The organism is Facklamia sp. P12932 (assembly GCF_050409545.1).
Classification (GTDB): Bacteria; Bacillota; Bacilli; order Lactobacillales; family Aerococcaceae; genus Facklamia.
On sequence record NZ_JBNUPG010000039.1, the window covers coordinates 1 to 3,512 of the forward strand.

Annotated in this window: 1 protein-coding gene; it reads right to left on the reverse strand. The window is 33.2% G+C overall.

Annotation, left to right across the window (positions count from 1 at the left end; all coding sequences use genetic code 11):
* Positions 1-50 precede the first annotated feature (50 nt).
* A complete protein-coding gene (locus tag ACQV2P_RS08485) occupies positions 51-2,753 on the reverse strand; it encodes a collagen binding domain-containing protein (protein WP_428894888.1) in 2,703 nt (900 codons plus the stop codon).
* Positions 2,754-3,512: the final 759 nt, after the last annotated feature.

Sequence of the window (3,512 nt, forward strand, 5' to 3'; positions counted from 1 at the left end):
CATAAGCATGCCATTTTAGAAGCACCTTGTGTAACATATGTTTGACAACTCTAGACTACATTAGCTAAAACGGCTTTTTTTGTATTGAAATTAATAATCCAATTAATGTGTTTATTACCTTCAGCATCAATCACAATGTTAGCTTTCTTATTAATACCTGCTTGACGTTTATAAACATTAGCTGTTGCTTCTTCCTTACCACCTTGCCAATCTAAAGTAACTTTATTTATTTGGTCGAGGTTATTGGCGTCATCTACGGTTGTAAGATATTTAATAGTATAAGTAGCATTGGTATCAGTACCAAATTGATAGGTAAATCCTTGACTTGGATTCATTATTAATGCAGTAGGATCAAAAGCCAAAGCACCTTCATTTGTAGAAGTTAATTCAAAAGAATCATTTACATACTTATAATTGCCACTACTAAAACTATCTTCAATTATTGGTTTAGTAAGATTAATATTACTTTCATTAAAAGTAATCTTCCATTCAATAAATTGCTCAGTTTTATCTTCGCTAGTTACATAAGAACCAACTTTTTTTATTCCTGCTTTAGGACCTGCTAAGTTAACATCAAAAGAAATTCCTGGTCCACTTTCCTCACCGAATAAGTAAACGAGTTCAGCATTATTAGCTATATTAGGTTCTTGCAGTCCTGCTGTCGTGTAATATGTTCGATAAACAAATATATACTTATGAGGTCCTGCATTCTGGACAGTCAGAGCAAATCCTTCTCGATTATCGCTATGTGTATAATTACGAATGTAGTAATTACTATTATCAATTAACTTTTCTGTTGTTATCTCATCTTGGTATAATTCATATGAAGATAAATCTGCAACATTAAAGTCTAATAAACTTTGATCAAACACATCTCGAATTGTCATGCTACCCATATTGATTCTTTGCGAATTAAGGGTAATTTTCCATTCAATATATGGCTTACCTTCATCATCTACCAATTGCTCCCCAGCTTTACCAAAAGTTGGAATAGTATTTATAACAACCGAGTCGGTTGCACTATTTTGTGGATCTAGATTATCAGAGATAATATTAGTGACTGTCCCCTGAACACCCAATTCTACTTCTGTCGAAAAAGTAATATAATAGGCTTGTCCTTGAGCATTAAGTTCTAAAGGAAAGCTTCCACTAACTGGTGTGAAATCTTCTGGGTTTAAAACATTGCCGTTACTATCAGGAACAACCTTACGCACTTTAATCGTATCTTTTAAAAGTTTAATTTTTTCTGTAATATTCTTCGTTTGAGAGTCCACTCCACTTATTAAATCTTCTAAAATTACTGTCCCAAGATCTTCCTGGCCATAATTATAAGTAACTTCCCAATCAATTATCGAGGGATCTTGCTCTGAGATTGAACCTTGTTTAGTAATAGTCGGTAGATCTTCATACCATGTTCCCTCAAAACTATCAGAAACAGGAGTTTCTGAACCATCTAGGAAAATTAATCCAGTATTACTGATAGTTTTAGCTCCTCCCCCATTCGGTCGATTAATTAATGTAGTATAGCTAATATCATAGGCATCTTCAATTGACCCTAAGTCAATTTCAAAGCGCGAATCACTTATTAACGGTGCAACCACTACTTCTTCTTGGCCTATCACTTGGTTTTCGTAATTACGAATGAGCTTTTCAACTAAGATACTTTCTGGTAAAAGCTCTAAATCATCACCAAAATAATCGGTATATGTAGCCTCTGAAACGGTGGCCATACTATCATTTAATCGAACGGTCCAATCTATATGTGTAGGGTTTGTCACTGGTTGTCCAGTTACATCTTTATATACTTTTTCTCCGTTTTCATCAATAATATAGGGTTGTCCTGCTATTTTTTTATCTTCCCCGTCATAAGGTATTTCCTCAGCAATGATAGTTGTTGTAAAAAACCCTCCTTCACCGTATGGAATGACAACCTCAATAACTTCTTCTTCAATCAATTGTGTTGTATCGAACTGTCCAGAAATCTTTATGTTTATATTTAAATCATCAAATTCCTTAGCCTTATCATTAAAAAGAATGGCAACTTCCCCATTAGTTACAGTATAAGTACCCACTTCTGTACCTTCCACCAGAAGTGAAACAGCTGCGGAACTTCCTTCAAAAATTTCTGGCAAAACAATAGTATAAGTGTCCCCAGCATTTATTACCGTATTAGGAGGACTAACTAGAGTATAATCAAGTATTAAAGCATTTAATTCTGATGGAGTAAAAGTTATCGATTCCCCATCAGGTAAAATGAATGTGTTATTGTCTGTTGTGGTGACAGTCATAACAACATTTTTCACCCAGTTGCCTTGAAGGACACTAAAAGTAGCGTTTTCAGGAACCATTTCATTCTCTACAGCCGTTTCATCTATCGGAGGATCAATATTGTTGATGCCTTCTGGCGCTTTATCCATTGGGACTTCTGTTTTCTTTTGAGGAAGATGTTCTGCATCATCTTCTGAGTTGTTTGAATTATCCACTTGTGTCTCTTCGTTTAGATTATCATCTCCTATCTCTTCCAGAAGGGTTTCATCCTTTAAAATGTTATTATCCACATCTTTTTGTTCGCCAGCTTTATTCTTAGTCCTAGTTTCGAGCACTTGTCCATCGACATTTTTTTCATTCTTTACCATGGTAGTAGTATCTGTATCAAACACCTGCGAAACTGCGTACATCGTTTGTGGTGAGAAAACGATATTCAACACAAGCATCATTGTCAACACTAAATTAACCATTATTTTTTTATTCATTACAATTCGCCTCCTTATTAACTTTTGCTCAAGCTCACTTTATTCTTGCTGATAATTTCTTCATATAACTCCTTTCTAATTCATAAAATCTCTCACATTAGTGTCTTTATACCCATAATATTAAGTCAAGCCCATAATCCTGTGTGAATTACACTTCAATGTTTTAACAGTCTCTTGTTGATCAAATTTAATACGCTTTCTTATCGAACTGAGCCATTGTCATATATATCCTTTGACTCTGACACCCTTCGAATCACCTGTAACCATCAGCTTGAATAAATTGTTTTTGTCAATTATTCATTACTTTTTTTAAACATGGTTATTAAATGTTTTAGAGACATTCCCCTTTATCGATTATTTAATAATGCTTTAAACTCTTCATTATTCAATGTAAGATGTTCTTAGCCTCTATAAAAATCTACTAGGTATGTTTTATAGCAAAAACATCGCGCCGTAAAAGGGGCTTTATATGGACTTTCATAATCTACACAATTACATGGACTTTATCCCATATTAACACAATATTGTGAATTGTAGCAGTATTATGGTTAAATTTCAGATTAAAAATTTCCTACTAATTAAATTTTAACTAGTTGAACGTAAAAGAAAAATAACTTTTCTATTAGTATCAAGAAACTATTCTTTTTAAATTTAATTATGTTTCAAAATGTTTACTTCCATATAAAACAAAAAACCAAAATCAAGATTGTTAGACGATAATACATATGTGACATAAAACAAATAAAAATAGGGAGCTTC

Coding starts and splice junctions, on each gene's coding strand:
- ACQV2P_RS08485 (WP_428894888.1), bottom strand. CDS start 2,753: ATGAATAAAAAAATAATGGTTAATTTAGTGTTGACAATGATGCTTGTG.